We start from the raw sequence: 16,749 nt of genomic DNA, 5'->3' as shown, positions 1-16,749 counted from the left end.
CCTCCCATCCGCCTCAACCGGCCTGCTTCACGCGCATGTACCATTCGACGAGCCGGCGAACCTGACGTTCGGTATAGCCGCGCTCCACCATGCGTGCGACGAACTCGCCGTGCTTCTTCTCCGTCTCGCCGTCCTTCTTCGACCCGAAGGAGATGACCGGAAGCAGGTCCTCGACCTGGGAGAATATCCGCTTTTCGATCACATCGCGAATCTTCTCGTAGGAGGTCCAGGTCGGATTCTTGCCGCCGTTCTGGGCCCGCGACCGTAACGAGAATTTGACGACCTCGTTGCGGAAGTCCTTGGGGTTGGCGATGCCCGCCGGCTTCTCGATCTTCGTCAGCTCCTGGTTCAAAAGCTCGCGATCGAGCAGCTGGCCGGTGTCGGGATCCTTGAAGTCCTGGTCCTCGATCCAGGCGTCGGCATAGTCGACGTAGCGATCGAACAGGTTCTGCCCGTAATCCGAGTAGGATTCGAGATAGGCCTTCTGGATCTCGTTGCCGATGAACTCGGCATAACGCGGCGCCAGATCCGCCTTGATGAATTCGAGATAACGCTTCTCGGTCTCCTCAGGCAGCTGCTCGCGGCGGATCGCCTGCTCGAGCGCGTACATCAGATGCACGGCGTCGGCGGCCACCTCCTGCGGATCGTGGTTGAAGGTGGCGGCCAGGATCTTGAAGGCGAAACGGGTCGAGACGCCGTCCATGCCCTCGTCGACGCCGGCGGCGTCGCGATATTCCTGGACGCTGCGCGCCTTCGGATCGGATTCCTTCAGGCTCTCGCCGTCGTAGACCCGCATCTTGCCGAACAGGGTGGAGTTCTCATGCTTGCGCAGGCGCGACATCACCGAGAACCGCGCCAGCGTCTCCAGCGTCGATGGCGCGCAAGGAGCCGCGGCGAGCTCGGAGCCCTGGATCAGCTTCTCGTAGATCTTCTGCTCCTCGGTGACCCTGAGGCAGTAGGGCACCTTGATGACGCAGATGCGGTCGATGAAGGCTTCGTTGTTCTTGTTGGCCTTGAAGCTCGCCCACTCGGCTTCGTTCGAGTGCGCCAGGATGATGCCGGTGAACGGGATCGCGCCGATGTTCTCGGTGCCGATATAATTGCCTTCCTGGGTTGCGGTCAGCAACGGGTGCAGCATCTTGATCGGCGCCTTGAACATCTCGACGAACTCGAGCACGCCCTGGTTGGCGCGGTTGAGGCCGCCGGAATAGCTGTAGGCGTCGGGATCGTTCTGGGCGTAGGTCTCGAGCTTGCGGATGTCGACCTTGCCGACCAGCGAAGAGATGTCCTGGTTGTTCTCGTCACCGGGCTCGGTCTTGGCGATCGCGATCTGGCGCAGCCGCGAGGGCTGGATCTTGGCGACCCGGAACTGCGAAATGTCGCCGCCGAACGCTTCGAGCCGCTTGTAGCACCACGGGCTCATCAGGCCGGTGAGGCGACGGCGCGGAATGCCGTACTTCTCCTCCAGCATCGGACCGAGCTGATCGGGATCGAACAGGCTGAGCGGGCTCTCGAACACCGGCGAGAGCTCGTCGCCGGCCTTGAGCACGTAGATCGGCTGCACTTCCATCAGCGACTTGAGTCGCTCGGCGAGCGAGGACTTGCCGCCGCCGACCGGGCCGAGCAGGTAGAGGATCTGCTTGCGCTCTTCGAGACCTTGCGCCGCGTGGCGGAAGAAACCGACGATGCGCTCGATGGTTTCTTCCATGCCGTAGAAGCCGGCGAAGGCCGGATAGGTGCGGATGGTGCGGTTCAAAAAAATACGGCCAAGGCGTGGGTCCTTGGCCGTGTCAATCGTCTGGGGCTCACCGATCGCCGCTAGGAGTCGTTCGGCCGCGTTCGCGTATTTCATGGGATCGCTTCGACACGATTCCAGATATTCCGCCATCGACATGTCGTGCTGGCTTCTCGCCTCGAACGACCGAGCGAAAGCGTTGAATAGAGAATCGTTGTACATGATCCCTCTCCGCGTGAGTTCCGCTACAAGCTGAAACGAAAGCAGTTACCGGAGCGTTCCTCAGGCCGTTTCGAATCAGCGTGAGCACATGACGATCATTGGACACCCGGGTGCCAACTCGACGCAACGCACAACGTAGGCACTTCATGAGTTACGAACAGGCACATGCCTGTAATTTGTGCGAATCTCTGTCTATTCTGGCTCATTTCCAGAAAATGTCACTCGGTCGCCACATCCGGGCGTTCCCGGATATGACCCCATCCGGCGATGCAGCATAGCGGTCCGGGAGCGGCGATCTTATGACGCTTGTACGGCGAAGCCTTGCGGCCGCCGTTCATCTTCCTGCTGCAATGCGGTGCGCGCGCTAGTGCCAGCGTGGAAGTCGCGACAAGCGCGCAGCAATGTATCAAAATCGGTGGCCAGGCCCTCCGAGCGGATGACGATGCGGCCATCCTGCGCGCGACGGGCCAGGGTCGGGATGGCGGACAGTTGGCGCTGCAGCGCCGGCGAGGGCGTGAGCACGATCGCCTTGTGGCCGCGGCTTTCTTCAGCCGAAATCTCCGCGATCGATTCCCAGAGGAGAAATTCATTGCCGATACGGAGATCGCGGATGCCGTAGGGGGTGACGACCACCACCGCTCCTCGTTCGGCGGGAAGCATCCAGATCAGCCAGGAGGTGACCAGGCCAAACACGACGACGCCGGCATAACCGACCATCGTATCGTAGCCGCCGGGCCCGTCCCACCAGTCGAAGGCAAGGCTCGCACTGAGCAGGGTCATGGCAAAGCCCGCCGCGACCAGCAGCCGCAGCTGCGTCACGCAGCGGTTGATTTCGAGATCGCGCGATGCGTCGATGCTGACCGACGCAACCGCTGGCTGGCTGTCGGCGACGGCCAGACCCTTCTTCTTATTGGCGTACATGCTCTTCCCCCAGCATGGCCATTCGCGGCCGAGCCACGATGCGACGGCGGATCGAAATCCGCCGGTGGCACTCTACGCAACCACTGGCCGACGAGGCGCGACGGCTGACATTACGCAAGGAGACCTCGGCCCTGTCCTCTGGCCAACGACTTTTACGCAACATAGCCCTGCCCGCCTGGATCGCCATGATCGCGACGGAGTTACACTGGAGGGTATGACTCCCATACCCTTGATTGGTTCCCTCCCGGGTGCATGTAAGCTAGAGGATAGCGCGTCAGGACCGGCGCGAAAACCCCTCGCCCGCAGGCTTGGAGATAAATAAGCATCATGAATCCCGTCAAAGAACTGGAAAAGCACGGACAAGCGGTCTGGCTCGACTTCCTGGCCCGCGGCTTCATCGCCAAGGGCGACCTGAAGCGGCTGATCGACACCGACGGCGTCAAAGGCGTCACCTCCAATCCATCGATCTTCGAGAAGGCGATCGGCAGCTCGGACGAATACGACGCCCCGATCGGCAAGGCGCTGAAGCGCGGCGACCGCAATGTGGCCGATTTGTTCGAGGCCGTCGCGGTCGAGGACATCCAGAACGCCGCCGACGTGCTGCGCCCGGTCTATGACCGCCTCAAAGGCGGCGACGGTTATGTCAGCCTGGAGGTGTCGCCCTATCTCGCCACGGACACATCAGGCACGATCGCGGAGGCGCGGCGGCTCTGGAAGGACGTTAGTCGCAAGAACCTGATGGTGAAGGTGCCGGCGACACCAGAGGGTCTGCCGGCGATCGAGCAGCTGATCAGCGAGGGCATCAGCATCAACATCACGCTGCTGTTCTCCAAGGCCGTCTATCTCGAGGTGGCGGAGGCCTACATCGCCGGTCTCGAGACCTACGTCGCCGGCGGCGGCGATCCCTCGCACGTGGCCAGCGTCGCCAGCTTCTTCGTCAGCCGGATCGATTCGGTGGTCGACAAGCAGCTGGACGAGAAGATCGCCCGCGCCAACGATCCGTCCGAGAAGGAGCGACTCGCCGCGCTCAAGGGCAAGGTCGCGATCGCCAACGCCAAGCTCGCCTACCAGGACTACAAGCGCCTGTTCTCAGGCCCCCGCTGGGAGAAGCTCGCCGCCAAGGGCGCCAAGCCGCAGCGCATGCTGTGGGCCTCGACCGGCACCAAGAACAAGGACTACAGCGACGTCCTCTACGTCGAGGAGCTGATCGGTCCCGACACCATCAACACCGTGCCGCCGGCAACGCTGGATGCGTTCCGCGACCACGGCAGGCCGCGCGACAGCCTGGAGGAGAATGTCGAGGACGCGAAGCGCGTGCTGGAGGAGCTGGAGCGCTCCGGCATCTCGCTCGATGCGATCACCGAGGAGCTGGTCAAGGACGGCGTCAAGCTGTTTGCGGATGCCGCCGACAAGCTCTACGGCGCCGTCGCCCACAAGCGCGCGGTCGTGCTCGGGCCCGCACTCGACCGCCAGCAGCTTTCGCTGGGCGACGGGCTCGGCAAGGCGCTGGCCAAGACCACCGAGGAGTGGCGGGCATCGGCCAGGATCCGCAGGCTGTGGCAGCGCGACAAATCGGTCTGGACCGGTGCGGACGAGGACAAATGGCTGGGCTGGCTCGACAGTCCGCACCAGGCCGACATTGCCGATTACGAGGACTATGCCGGCCGCGTGAAGGGCCAGCAATTCTCCGACGCCGTCGTGCTCGGCATGGGCGGATCCAGCCTCGGCCCCGAGGTGCTGGCCGAGACCTTCGGCAAGAAGCCCGGCTTCCCCAAGCTGCACGTGCTCGATTCCACTGACCCGGCGCAGGTGCGGGCGATGGAGGCGAAGATCGACATCACCAACACCGTCTTCATCGTTTCCAGCAAGTCCGGCGGCACCACCGAGCCGAACGCGATGAAGGACTATTTCCACGAGCAGGTCGCCAAGGCGGTGGGGGCAAAGGTGAAGACCGGCCATCGCTTCATCGCGGTGACCGATCCCGGCTCGTCGCTGGAGAAGGCGGCGAAGCAGCTGAACTATGCCCGCGTCTTCCATGGCGAGCCCTCGATCGGCGGGCGCTATTCGGTGCTCTCGCCGTTCGGGCTGGTGCCGGCGGCGACCGCGGGCATCGACGTCAAGACCTTCGTCAAGCATGCGCTGGCGATGGCCCGCTCCTGCGGCCCGGACGTGCCGCCGTCCGAAAATCCGGGCGTGCAGCTCGGCCTTGCCATGGGTCTCGCCGGGCTCGAAGGCCGCGACAAGGTGACGATCCTGGCGTCGAAGAAGATCGCCGATTTCGGCGCCTGGGCCGAGCAGCTGATCGCGGAATCGACCGGCAAGGAGGGCAAGGGCCTGATCCCGATCGAGGGCGAGCCGCTGGGCGATCCCTCCGTCTACGGCAACGACCGCTTCTTCATCGACATCCGTGTCGAAGGCGAAGCGGACGCCGCACACGATTCCCAGCTTGCCGCGATCGAGGCGGCGGGTCATCCCGTGGTGCGGATCGTCATGAAGTCGATCGAGCATCTCGGCCAGGAATTCTTCCGCTTCGAGATGGCAACCGCCGTGGCCGGCAGCATTCTCGGCATCAACCCGTTCGACCAGCCCGACGTGGAAGCGGCCAAGATCAAGACCCGCGAGCTCACGGCCGCGTTCGAGAAGACCGGCAAGCTGCCGGCAGAAGAGCCGGTGGTCAGCACCAAGGACGCCGATCTCTACACCGACGAGGCCAATGCCACGGCGCTGCGCGCCGCCGGCGCCAATGGCGATCTCAGCTCCTGGCTGAAGGCGCATCTGTCGCGATCCGGCGACGGAGACTACGTCGCCCTGCTCGGCTACATCGCGCGCGACAAGGCCACGATCGACGCGCTCCAGGCGATGCGGCTCGAGGTGCGCGAGAAGCGGCACGTCGCGACCTGCGCCGAGTTCGGCCCGCGCTTCCTGCACTCGACGGGACAGGCCTACAAGGGCGGGCCCGACAGCGGCGTGTTCCTCCAGATCACCGCGGACGATGCCAAGGACCTGCCTGTGCCGGGCCAGAAGGCGAGCTTCGGCGTGATCAAGGCGGCGCAGGCGCGCGGCGATTTCGACGTGCTGACGGAGCGCGGCCGGCGCGCGTTGCGCGTGCACCTGAAGGGCGGGCTCAAGAAAGGCCTCGCCGCGCTCAATGCGGCGCTCAACGACGCGCTGAACTAAAGGAATGATGCAGATGCAACTCGGCATGATCGGCCTCGGCCGAATGGGCGGCAACATCGTTCGCCGCCTGATGCGCCACGGGCATTCGACGGTGGTCTACGACAAGGATGCGAAGGCCGTCGCCGGCCTTGCCGCAGACGGCGCGGTCGGCTCGGCGACGCTGGAAGAGTTCGTCGCCAAGCTGGAGCGGCCGCGCACGGCCTGGGTGATGTTGCCGGCTGGACGCATCACCGAGACCACGATCGAGACGATCGCCGGCGTGATGCAGGAAGGCGACGTCATCATCGACGGCGGCAACACCTTTTGGCAGGACGACGTCCGCCGCGGCAAGGCGCTGAAGGCGCGCGGCATCCATTATGTCGATGTCGGCACCTCGGGCGGCGTCTGGGGGCTCGACCGCGGTTACTGCATGATGATCGGCGGCGAGAAGCAGGTGGTCGACCGGCTCGATCCGATCTTCGCGGCGCTCGCGCCGGGCGCCGGCGACATTCCGCGCACGCCGGGGCGCGACGGCCGCGATCCCCGCATCGAGCACGGCTACATTCACGCCGGCCCCGTCGGCGCCGGGCACTTCGTCAAGATGATCCATAACGGCATCGAATACGGCCTGATGCAGGCCTATGCCGAAGGTTTCGACATCCTCAAGAACGCCAATATCGAGGCCCTGCCGGCGGATCACCGCTACGATTTCGATCTCGCCGACATCGCCGAAGTGTGGCGGCGCGGCAGCGTGATTCCATCCTGGCTGCTCGACCTCACCTCGACTGCGCTCGCCGACAGTCCGCAGCTTGCCGAATATTCCGGCTTCGTGGAGGATTCCGGCGAAGGACGCTGGACCGTGAATGCCGCGATCGACGAGGCCGTGCCGGCCGAGGTCCTGACCGCGGCGCTCTACACACGTTTCCGGTCCCGCAAGGAACACACCTTCGCCGAAAAAATTCTCTCCGCGATGCGTGCAGGGTTCGGCGGGCACAAGGAGCCGGGCGCGGCGAAGCCAAAGTAACGAGTGAACCAAGCGAAGGCCGACTATTCGTGACAAAAGACCCGCAGCCAAAGCGCAAGCCGGAAAATTGCGCCTTCGTCATCTTTGGCGTCACCGGCGATCTCACCCATCGTCTGGTGATGCCGTCGCTCTACAATCTGGCCGCCGAGCATCTGTTGCCGGAAAAATTCTGCGTCGTCGGCGTCGCCCGCAGGGGCCAGTCCGATGAGGAGCTGCGCGACAGCCTGCTGAAGGGCTTGCGGCAATTTGCGACGCGCCCCGTCGACGACGACATCGCGACGAGGCTGCTGGAATGCGTGACCTTCGTCGAGGCCGATCCGAAGGATCCGCCCTCCTTCGATCGCCTGCACCAGCATCTGGATTCGCTGGAATGCGCGCAGGACACCGGCGGCAACCGGCTGTTCTATCTGGCGACGCCGCCCGCCGCGTTCGCGCCGACCGCGCGGGAGCTCGGCCGCACCGGCATGATGAAGGAGAACGGCGCCTGGCGGCGGCTCGTGATCGAAAAGCCGTTCGGCACCGACCTTGCCTCGGCCCGCGCGCTGAATGCCGAGCTGCTGAAGATCATGGACGAGCACCAGATCTACCGGATCGACCATTATCTCGGCAAGGAAACGGTGCAGAACATCCTGGTGCTGCGCTTTGCCAACGGCATGTTCGAGCCGATCTGGAATCGCAACCACATCGACCACATCCAGATCACCGTGGAGGAGAAGCTCGGCGTCGGCCACCGCGGCGGCTTCTACGATGCCACCGGCGCCCTGCGCGACATGGTGCCGAACCACCTGTTCCAGCTGATGTCGCTGGTCGCGATGGAGCCGCCCGCCCGCTTCGACGCACATTCCGTGCGCTCCGAGAAGGCGGACGTGCTCACCGCGATCCAGCAGCCCAGCCGGGAAGAGGCGCTGAAGAATTCGGTGCGCGCGCAATATCTCGCCGGCCGCATCGGCGACGACGAGATCACGGACTATCGCAAGACCGCGGACGTCAAGCCTGGCAGCACCACCGAGACCTATGTCGCGCTGAAGCTGATGATCGACAATTGGCGCTGGGCCGGCGTGCCGTTCTATTTGCGCACCGGCAAGGCGCTCAAGCACAAGCGCACCGAGGTCGCGATCAAGTTCAAGCAGGCGCCGCTGTCGATGTTTTCAGGCACGGACGTCGACCGGCTGTCGCAGAACTTCCTCACCATCGGCATCGCCCCGACCGAGACGATCGAGCTCCAGTTCAACGCCAAGGTCCCGGGGCCGAGCGTCACCATCGATGGTGTCGAGATGAAGTTCCGCTACGGCGACTATTTCCGCGCCGATCCCTCGACCGGCTACGAGACGCTGATCTACGACTGCATGATCGGCGACAACATCCTGTTCCAGCGCGCGGACGGTGTCGAGGCCGGATGGCAGGCCGTGCAGCCGTTCCTGGACGCCTGGAAGAGCGCGGGCACCAACGGCATCGAAACCTATGAAGCCGGCAGCGACGGCCCTGCCTGCGCCGACGAGCTGCTCCGGCGCGACGGGCGCAGCTGGCGGAAGTACTCGTGATGGCTCTGGCCGAGCAGCCGAAGCTGATCGTCGAGGCCGATGCCGAAGCTCTCGCCCGCGCCGCGGCCGAACGGGTGATGGCGCGGATTGCGGCCAATCCCGGCCGCATCGCGGTCTGCCTCACCGGCGGCTCCAGCCCGAAGAAGCTGTATCAGTTGCTCGGCAGCGAGGCCTGGCGCAGCAGGATTCCGTGGGACCGCGTGCACTGGTTCATCGGCGACGAGCGCTTCGTGCCTGAAAGCGATCCCCTCAACAACATGGCGGTCGCGCGCGCGACCTTTCTCGACCGCGATGCGCCCGCCGGCCATATCCACCCGATCCCGACCACGGCTGACAATCCCGATGCCGCCGCGGCGGGCTATGCGCGCGAGCTGCAGGCCTTCTATGGCGCAGACCAGCTCGATCCGGCCCGCCCGCTGTTCGATCTCGTCCTGATGGGCGCGGGGCCGGACGGCCACACCGCCTCGCTGTTTCCCGGTTACCCCGAGATCGAGGAGACCCGATGCTGGGTCGTCGGCGTGCCCAAGGCGAACGTCGCGCCGTTCGTGCCGCGGGTCTCGCTCACCCTGCCCGCTTTGGCCTCCTGCCGCGAGATGCTGTTCGAGATTGCCGGGCACGACAAGCAGCCGATCTTGACGCGCCTCGTCAATGGCGAGAATCTGCCGGCCTTACGCGCGCGCTCGAACGGCGAGACCGTCTGGCTGGTCGACAAGGCCGCGCTTCCGGAGGAAATTCGTGGGCCGCGCTGAAGCACCTTGTGCATTGATCGTGATGGGCGTGTCGGGTTCGGGCAAGAGCACGGTTGCGAAGGCGCTCGGCGAGCGCCTGGGCTGGCGTTTCGAGGACGGCGACAGCTTCCATCCCGCCAGCAATGTCGAGAAGATGCGAGCCGGACATCCCCTCACCGACGAGGACCGCTGGCCCTGGCTGAATGCCATCGCCGACGAGATCGCGCTGGTGTGCGGACGCGGCGGGCACGTCATCATCGCCTGCTCGGCGCTGAAGCACGCCTATCGCGACGTGCTGCTGCGCGGCCGCGACGACGTCCGCTTCGTGTTCCTGAAGGGCACCAAGGAGCTGATCGCCGAACGGCTCGCGCAGCGCAAGGGACATTTCATGCCGCCCGGACTGTTGACCAGCCAGTTCGAGACGCTGGAGCCGCCGGAGGCGGGCGAGCACGTCATCACCGTCTCGATCGACGAGACCGTCGAGGCGATCGTGGACGGCATCGTGCGGCAATTGAAGCTGGGCGGCGCAATACCCAAGGTCTTGCCATGACGCAAATCTCACTCGTGGTCTCCGACGTCGACGGCACGCTGCTGACCAAGGACAAGACGCTGACCGAGCGCGCAAGACGCGCGGTGCAGCGGCTGCACCAGGCCGGCATCGGCTTCACCATCACCTCCAGCCGGCCGGCGATCGGCATGCGCTTTTTGATCGAGCCGCTGGCGCTGTGGCTGCCGGTCGGCCCGTTCAACGGCTCCTCGATCGTCGATCCCGAGATGCGGCCGGTCGAGCAGCACCTGATTCCGGCGCGCGCGGCCGGGCGCGCCTTGCAGATCCTGCGCGACTACGGCGCCGACATCTGGCTGTTCACCACCGACAAATGGCTGATCGACAATCCCAGCGGCAGCTACGTCGCGCACGAGCAGCACACGATCCGCGCCGATCCGACCATCGTGACCGACTTTTCGCCGTATCTTGCGAGCGCCTGCAAGATCGTCGGCGCCAGCGCCGATGCGGTCGGGCTCGCCGCTTGCGAGAAGGCGATGCAGGAGGCGCTCGGCAGTGAGGCCACCGCGGTGCGCTCGCAGACCTATTATCTCGACGTTACCCCGCCCGGCTTCAACAAGGGCACGTTCGTGCAGGCCATGGCCCAGCGCTTGGGCATCTCGACCGACGCGGTTGCCACCATCGGCGATATGCAGAACGATCTCGCGATGTTCCGCGTCAGCGGCACCTCGATCGCGATGGGCAACGCCGCCGACAACGTCAAGGACGAGGCCACGCATGTCACTGCGAGCAACGAGCAGGACGGCTTTGCCGAGGCGATGGAGATGATCTTGACGCGGAATGGGGTTGGCTAGACGGGCTGCCAGGGTTCTCGCCCAGCGGAGAGAGCCCTCTCCCCAACCCTCTCCCGCAAGCGGGAGAGGGGAGCACCGTCCTTGTGGAGGCAAAAGAGCCTGACGGCTCTTGCTACTACTTCGACCGCTGCATCGCCGGCTTCTCGCTCTTCTGCCGTGCTGCCGACAGATTGTGCGCCGTGTTGACCAGCGCAATGTGGGTCAGCGCCTGCGGGAAATTGCCGGTTTGGCGGCGGGCGACGGAATCGTATTCCTCGGCGAGCAGCCCGACGTCATTGGCGACGCCGACCACGCGATCGAACAATTCCTGCGCCTTGTCGAGATCACCCGACAGCACATAGGCATCGGCGAGCCAGAGGCTGCAGGCCAGGAACGCGCCTTCGAGCGGCGGCTGTCCCGGAGGCAGCTCGCGCGGATCGTGCCGCAGCACGAAACCGTCGCGCATCAGGCATCTCTCGACGGCGGCGATGGTGCCGCAGATGCGCGGGTCCGACGCCGGCAGGAAGCCGACGGCCGGCAGCAGCAGCACGCTGGCATCGAGCAGCTTCGTGCCGTAGGATTCGACGAAGGCGCCCACCTCCGCGTCAAAGCCCCTGGTGCAGACGTCGCGGTGGATCGCATCGCGCAAGGTGCGCCAGTGCAGGAGCGGCGCCTTGAAGCCGAAGGTCTCGGCGCTCTTGATGCCGCGGTCGAAGGCGACCCAGGTCATCACCTTGGAGAACACGTAGTGCCTGGGCTGGCCGCGCCGCTCCCAGATGCCGTGATCGGGCTGGTCCCAGACCTCGGCGAGATGATTGAGCACGGCGCATTCCAGCGCCCAACTCTCGTCGTCGAGCTTGAGCTTGGCCATGCGCGATTGATGGAAGGCGTCGATCAGTTCGCCGTAGACGTCGAGCTGGAGCTGGGCGTGGGCGGCGTTGCCGACCCGCACCGGCTGCGCACCCTCATAGCCGCCGAGCCAGCCCGCCTCCCATTCCAGGAGCCGCCGCTGGCCCCAGATGCCGTACATGATCTGCATGTTCGAAGGCGAGCCGGCCGCCGCGCGCAGCAGCCAATTGTGCCAGGCCGAGGCTTCTTCGGTGTAGCCCGAGTTCATCAGCGCCAGCAGCGTAAAGGTGGCATCGCGCAGCCAGCAGAAGCGGTAGTCCCAGTTCCTGCTGCCTCCGAGCTTTTCCGGCAAGGACGTGGTGGGTGCCGCGACGATGCCGCCGGTCGGAGCGAAGGTCAGCGCCTTCAGCGTGATCAGCGAGCGCAGGATGAGGTCTTGGTAGTCGCCGTCGCGGGTGCAGTGGCCGCACCAATCGCGCCAGAACGTTTCGGTCTCCTGGAGCGCGACCTCGGGATCGATCGGCGCGGGCGGCTCGATATGCGAGGGGCCGTAGGTCAGCACGAAGGGCACGGTCTGGTCCGCACCGACCTCGAATTCGGCGACCGTCGTCAGATCCTCGCCGCGGGTGTCGACGGGTGTTCGCAGCACCGTCATGTCCTGGCCGCAGATTGCCAGCAGCGAATGATCCATCCGCCGCACCCAGGGAATGTCGGCGCCGAAGCCAAAGCGGATCACGAGCTCCATCCGCATCTTCACGGTGCCCCCGAGGCCGCGCACCAGCCGCACGATGTCGGACGCCTTGCCGCGCGGCGGCATGAAGTCGATCAGCGCAACCGTGCCGCTCTTCGTCTCGAATCGCGTTTCGAGGATGAGGGTATTATCGTGATAGCGCCGCGAGATGCGGGTCGCGTCCTCGCATGGCGCGATCAGCCAGCGCCCGTTCTTGTGGGTGCCGAGAATGGCGGCGAAGCAGGCGTCGGAATCGAAGGCGGGCCAGCACAGCCAGTCGATCGAGCCGTTGCGCCCGACCAGCGCCGCGGTCTCGCAATCGCCGATCAGCGCATAGTCTTCGATCCTCTGAGACAATGTCGTGCGAGCCTAGCAATGCCCGGCCGTTCAACTCCCGCCGGGCAATGAACGTTCCCGTGTCGCGGCCTTCAAGGCTGCGAGATCGATCTTGGACGCGATCTCGTCGAGCGCGACCGGAAGGCGCTGCCGCCAGTTCGGATGCTCGTCGATCGTGCCGGGGATGTTGGGCTGGTCGATCACGCCCAGCAGATCCTCCAGCGACACCGCAAGCAGCCGCGAGGGCGTGCGCGAGAGGAACGCGAGCACGGAGTACACATCGTTGGCGTTGATGCCGTTCTGGCCCAGAATCTCGTCGAGCCTGCCGAGCGCATCCCAGCGCGCCTGGTCGTTCTCGCCGGGATCGAGCCCGAGCGAGCGCTTCATCCTGAGATCGCTGAAGGAGCGCCAGCCGGCATAGGTCGACAGGTCATGCGTGTTCAGCGTCACCAGCGCATTGGGCCGGTAATGGTCGACATTGCGGAAATGTCCGGCATCGTCGCGCTCGAACATCATGACGAGATAGGACCAGATGCCGAAATCCTGCATCATTTCGCGGAAACCTTCGGGCACGGTGCCGAGGTCCTCGCCGATCACGATGCATTTATGGGCCGCGCTCTCGCGCGCCACGGCAGCCAATAGCGCCTCGAACGGCATCTGCACATAGGCGCCGTTGTCGGGCTTGAAGCCGCGCGGCACGAGATAAAGCCGTTTCAGGCCGAGCACGTGATCGAGCCTGATGGCGCCGGCATGACGCATCGAGGCCGCGAGCATGTCGGCGAACGGGACGAAGGACTGCGCTTCCAGCCCACCGGCGTTGAAGCCGGCAAGGCCCCAATCCTGGCCGATGGTGTTGAGCACGTCGGGCGGCGCGCCGACGGCGAGATGACGCGAGATCGCCGTCTGCTCGTTCCAGGCATCGAAGCCGTTGGACTGCACGCCGACGGCAACGTCGAGATAGAGCCCGACGCGCATGCCGAGCTGGCTGGCGAGCTCCTTGGCCGCATGCAGCTGGCTGTCGGCCGTCCATTGCACGAACTCGACGAACTCGACCTCGCGCCTGTCGGGACCGTTGCGCAGCTCGGCGAATTTCGCCTCATCCGGCTGCTGCCACTCTTGCGGCCATTCCCACCAGGGTCCGGTGAAGCGATGCCGCAGCACCTCGAAACAGGCAAAACGGGACAACAGCGTCGCGCGCTCCGCACGGAAGGCGTCAAACACCTTGCGACGCGCCCCGCTCGCGCTTCTGACGAAGCTGTCGAAGGCCGCGCGCAGGCCCAGCCATTTCAGCGCCGCCATGTCGGCATAAGGGACGCGATCCCCCTCGCGCAGACGGGCGGCCGTCGCGGCCGCGTCGGGCACGAGGTCGGCCGAGAATTCAGGTATCGCCTCGACGTCGATATAGAGCGGGTTGAGGAACAGCCGGCTGTTCGGCGAATAGGGGCTGCAATCGGCCGGATGGTCGTCGAACAGGACATGCAGCGGATTGAGCCCGACGCCGTCGGCCCCGAGCTGCTTGGCGAGCCGGACCAGGCCGGCGAGATCGGTGAAATCGCCGATGCCCCAATTGCGGCCGGAGCGGGCGCTGTAGAGCTGCACGGCGAGCAGCCAGCCGCGATCGAAATCGCCGCCGAAGCAGCGTTCGGGCGCCACGATCATCGGCACGTCTTCGCTGGCGCCTTCGGCATCGGTCAGCGTCAGGCGGTGATACCCGAGCGCCAGGCCGGCGGGCCAGGCGATCACGGGCTCGCGCGTCTCGCCTGCCGCGATCACATTGCCGTTGCCGGAAATTTTCCATTGCAGCGGCGGGGCGCCGATCGAGGCCAATTCCGTGCGCGGATGTCCGAGCGCACGCACCACGACCGGCCCGCTGACGAAGCGATAGACCCGCTTCTCCGGCAGGGCGTCGAGGATGGATTTGAGGGCCTCGGGCGCGGTGACCCGCAGCTTGCCGAGGGCATCGATGAATTCGGATTGAACGCCCTTGATCCGGGCTTGAGCTAAAAGATCCATTCGGCACGCAGCTTGCAGGCCATGGTTTGGCCGGGGGCATCGATTTTAACGAGATCGCGGAAGAGGTTAGTCAGGGGTAACTCGCAAACTGCGCTTGCCGTTCCCGAGGGAACCAATGACACACAAGCGGCTTTCTATAATGGTACCAAGCGTGGGTTCCCGACAAGGGAAACGGGCTCCTGCTTTCTTGTCAATGGCATCACCGTGAACAAGACAATTCAAACTGTCGAAAGTGCCGCGGCCGGCAGCGCTTTCCTGATCGAGGACGTTTATCCCGCGATCGACGGCGGCCGCTTCGCCGTGAAGCGGATCGCGGGCGAACGGATCGAGGTCTGGGCCGACATCTACCGCGATGGCGAGGCCGTGATATCAGCCGCGCTGATCTGGCGAGGAGAGCAGGAGCGCGAATGGCGGAGCGAGCCGATGACCCATCACGGCAATGACCGCTGGTCCGCCGCGTTCACGCCCCCCGAGCCCGGCCAATATGTCTACTCGATCGAAGCCTGGACCGACGAGTTCGCCACCTGGTCGCACGCCGTCACGCGAAAACGGCGCACCGGGGCCGATGTCAGCCTCGATGCGATCGAGGGCGCCGGCCTTTTGACCAAGGCGCATGGCGCGCAGCAGGACGCCGCAGCGATCATCATCAGGCAGTGCGAGGACTATTTGAGGAACGGCGACATCACCTCGCTGCTCGCGACCGAGCTCGGCGAAGCCATGGCCGAGAGCCAGTCGCGGCCGGACTTGACGCGCTCGCCATTCTTTCCGCTGACCGCGGACCGCGACAAGGCGCGCTTCAGCGCCTGGTATCAGATGATGCCGCGCAGCCAGGGCGCATGGCCGGGCCGGCATGGCACGCTGCGCGACTGCATCGCGCGCGTTCCCGACATCGCCGCGATGGGCTTTGACGTGCTCTACTTCACGCCGATCCACCCGATCGGAAAGACCAGCCGCAAGGGCCGCAACAACGCGCCGGTGGCCGGTGAAGGCGATCCCGGCTCGCCCTATGCGATCGGCTCGGCCGAGGGCGGCCACGACGCGCTGCATCCGGAGCTCGGCACGATCGAGGACTTCCGCGCGCTGGTCGCCACCTGTCTCGAGTATGGGATCGAGCTTGCGCTGGACTTCGCGGTGCAGTGCTCGCCGGATCATCCCTGGCTGTCGCAGCATCCGGAATGGTTCAAATGGCGGCCCGACCGCTCGGTGAAGGCGGCGGACGGCCCCTATTCCGACATCGTCATCCCCGATTTCAATTCGGTGGATCGCGTCGGGCTTTGGAACGCGTTTCGCGATGCCATGCTGTTCTGGATCGACAAGGGCGTGACCATCTTCGCCATCGACAATCACGACACCGCGCCGCTTGCGTTCTGGGAGTGGCTGATCCGCGACATAAGCCGCCGTCATCCCGACGTGATCCTGTTCTCCAAGACCTATGCACGGCCAAAGCTGATGAAGGGTCTCGCCAAGCTCGGCTTCGCGCAGTCCTTCACGTACTTTCCCTGGCGCACAGAGAGGTGGGAGCTGCAGCAATATCTCGGCGAGCTGACGCGCTATCCCGAGCGCGATTTCTATCGTCCGCACATGTTCGTCAACACGCCTGACCTGTTGCCCTTTCACCTCCAGAGCGGAGAGGCCTGGGCCTTCAAGTCGCGCGTCGCGCTGGCGGCGACGCTGTCAGGCAATTACGGCATCTACAGCGGATTCGAGCTGCTGGAGCATGACGCCATTCCCGGCCGCGAAGAATATCTGGATTCCGAGAAGTACCAGATCAGGCAGCGCGACTGGGACAGACCCGGCAACATCAAGCCCTACATCGCGGCGCTCAACCGCATCCGCAACGACAACGCGGCGCTTCAGCAGACCGCGAATTTGCGCTTTATCGCCATCGAGGACGGCGAGACCATCGCCTTCGTCAAGGAGGCAGCCGATCCGGCCAACATTGTCGTCGTCGTGATCGCGCTGGCGCGCCATGTCCGTGAATGCTGGCTGCCGCTCGGTGATCTCACCGTTGACGTCGGCGGACGGCGTCACCATGTGACGACACTCGAAAACCTGCTCACCGGCGAACAATCCCGCATCGAATGGGGCGGAATCAAGTTGCGTATCGATCCCGACCGCGATCCGGCACTTCTGTTCCGCTGCCTGGCGTAAGGGGT

Annotated in this window: 11 protein-coding genes; 7 read left to right on the top strand and 4 right to left on the bottom strand. The window is 65.0% G+C overall.

Going from position 1 to position 16,749, the window contains the following annotated elements; translation table 11 throughout:
• Positions 1-13: 13 nt before the first annotated feature.
• Both N2602_RS09855 and N2602_RS09850 read right to left on the bottom strand, forming a co-directional pair.
• Positions 14-1,957: a PrkA family serine protein kinase gene (locus tag N2602_RS09855; protein ID WP_172786875.1), complete on the bottom strand. Its 1,944-nt coding sequence runs from the start codon at positions 1,955-1,957 to the stop codon at positions 14-16.
• Positions 1,958-2,254: 297 nt separating this feature from the next.
• A complete protein-coding gene (locus N2602_RS09850; protein WP_260382517.1) occupies positions 2,255-2,878 on the bottom strand; it encodes an STM3941 family protein in 624 nt (207 codons plus the stop codon).
• 327 nt (positions 2,879-3,205) lie between these two features.
• Here N2602_RS09850 and N2602_RS09845 point away from each other — a divergent pair, with 327 nt between their 5' ends.
• Genes N2602_RS09845 through N2602_RS09820 form a run of 6 tightly spaced genes read left to right on the top strand, consistent with a single transcriptional unit; the run spans position 3,206 to position 10,686 of the window.
• Positions 3,206-6,055, top strand: coding sequence for a bifunctional transaldolase/phosoglucose isomerase (locus tag N2602_RS09845; protein WP_260382516.1), 2,850 nt, complete (start codon positions 3,206-3,208; stop codon positions 6,053-6,055).
• Between the two features lie 13 nt (positions 6,056-6,068).
• Positions 6,069-7,058, top strand: coding sequence for a phosphogluconate dehydrogenase (NAD(+)-dependent, decarboxylating) (gene gnd / locus N2602_RS09840; protein WP_260383637.1), 990 nt, complete (start codon positions 6,069-6,071; stop codon positions 7,056-7,058).
• 29 nt (positions 7,059-7,087) lie between these two features.
• Positions 7,088-8,599: a glucose-6-phosphate dehydrogenase gene (gene zwf / locus N2602_RS09835; RefSeq protein WP_172786878.1), complete on the top strand. Its 1,512-nt coding sequence runs from the start codon at positions 7,088-7,090 to the stop codon at positions 8,597-8,599.
• Entirely contained in the window at positions 8,599-9,348 is a 750-nt protein-coding gene (pgl, locus tag N2602_RS09830) for a 6-phosphogluconolactonase (RefSeq protein WP_260383636.1), read from the top strand. The genes zwf and pgl overlap by 1 nt, the downstream gene beginning before the upstream one ends.
• Positions 9,335-9,877 (top strand): gluconokinase, encoded by a 543-nt coding sequence (locus N2602_RS09825; RefSeq protein WP_212254503.1) that lies wholly within the window; start codon positions 9,335-9,337, stop codon positions 9,875-9,877. Before pgl ends, N2602_RS09825 begins: the two co-directional genes overlap by 14 nt.
• Complete coding sequence (locus tag N2602_RS09820; protein ID WP_260382515.1) at positions 9,874-10,686, top strand: HAD family hydrolase; 813 nt, start codon at positions 9,874-9,876, stop codon at positions 10,684-10,686. The genes N2602_RS09825 and N2602_RS09820 overlap by 4 nt, the downstream gene beginning before the upstream one ends.
• A gap of 115 nt (positions 10,687-10,801) precedes the next feature.
• On the opposite strand, the gene N2602_RS09815 is transcribed toward N2602_RS09820, so the two are convergent.
• Positions 10,802-12,601 (bottom strand): glycoside hydrolase family 15 protein, encoded by a 1,800-nt coding sequence (locus N2602_RS09815; RefSeq protein WP_260382514.1) that lies wholly within the window; start codon positions 12,599-12,601, stop codon positions 10,802-10,804.
• Positions 12,602-12,631: 30 nt separating this feature from the next.
• Positions 12,632-14,593: a 4-alpha-glucanotransferase gene (gene malQ / locus N2602_RS09810; RefSeq protein ID WP_260382513.1), complete on the bottom strand. Its 1,962-nt coding sequence runs from the start codon at positions 14,591-14,593 to the stop codon at positions 12,632-12,634.
• A gap of 204 nt (positions 14,594-14,797) precedes the next feature.
• Between malQ and N2602_RS09805 the strand changes: the two genes are divergently transcribed.
• Entirely contained in the window at positions 14,798-16,744 is a 1,947-nt protein-coding gene (locus N2602_RS09805; protein ID WP_260382512.1) for a maltotransferase domain-containing protein, read from the top strand.
• Positions 16,745-16,749: the final 5 nt, after the last annotated feature.

This window comes from Bradyrhizobium sp. NC92 (assembly GCF_025200865.1).
GTDB lineage: Bacteria > Pseudomonadota > Alphaproteobacteria > Rhizobiales > Xanthobacteraceae > Bradyrhizobium.
Note: the sequence above shows the minus strand (reverse complement) of the source record. Positions and strands in the feature narration are given on the sequence as shown.

What these genes read in the sequence shown, in the direction of transcription:
- malQ (WP_260382513.1), bottom strand. Translation starts at nt 14,593, where the DNA reads ATGGATCTTTTAGCTCAAGCCCGGATCAAGGGCGTTCAATCCGAATTC.
- N2602_RS09850 (WP_260382517.1), bottom strand. Translation starts at nt 2,878, where the DNA reads ATGTACGCCAATAAGAAGAAGGGTCTGGCCGTCGCCGACAGCCAGCCA.
- gnd (WP_260383637.1), top strand. Translation starts at nt 6,069, where the DNA reads ATGCAACTCGGCATGATCGGCCTCGGCCGAATGGGCGGCAACATCGTT.
- pgl (WP_260383636.1), top strand. Translation starts at nt 8,599, where the DNA reads ATGGCTCTGGCCGAGCAGCCGAAGCTGATCGTCGAGGCCGATGCCGAA.
- N2602_RS09820 (WP_260382515.1), top strand. Translation starts at nt 9,874, where the DNA reads ATGACGCAAATCTCACTCGTGGTCTCCGACGTCGACGGCACGCTGCTG.
- N2602_RS09855 (WP_172786875.1), bottom strand. Translation starts at nt 1,957, where the DNA reads ATGTACAACGATTCTCTATTCAACGCTTTCGCTCGGTCGTTCGAGGCG.
- N2602_RS09845 (WP_260382516.1), top strand. Translation starts at nt 3,206, where the DNA reads ATGAATCCCGTCAAAGAACTGGAAAAGCACGGACAAGCGGTCTGGCTC.